Raw genomic sequence first — 240 nt, 5'->3', positions numbered from 1 at the left:
AGCTGTTTGACAAGAGCATGCAGGACCGGCTGGGCATGGAGCTGGTGCGCCGCCGGATGCCGCAGGGGCGCGAAGGCTTCTATAATGAATGGGAGGGCTTCAAGGTTGCTGGCACGCCGTGGTCAACCATCCAAGCCGGTTTGGGGTCGCAGTCGATCTCCCGCCTGGATCCCGGGGTGCAAAAGGCCAATGAGGCGGCGGCAGAGCAGCGTGTGCGGATCCAGGAGGATCAGGCGCGGG

1 protein-coding gene is annotated in these 240 nt (G+C 64.6%); it reads left to right on the top strand.

Annotation, left to right across the window (positions count from 1 at the left end):
- Window positions 1-240 (top strand): hypothetical protein (locus tag CAER_RS30845; protein ID WP_036797583.1); only part of this gene is annotated, 240 nt, incomplete at both ends.

This window comes from Leisingera caerulea DSM 24564 (assembly GCF_000473325.1).
In the GTDB taxonomy this organism is placed as follows: Bacteria; Pseudomonadota; Alphaproteobacteria; order Rhodobacterales; family Rhodobacteraceae; genus Leisingera; species Leisingera caerulea.
Note: the sequence above shows the minus strand (reverse complement) of the source record. Positions and strands in the feature narration are given on the sequence as shown.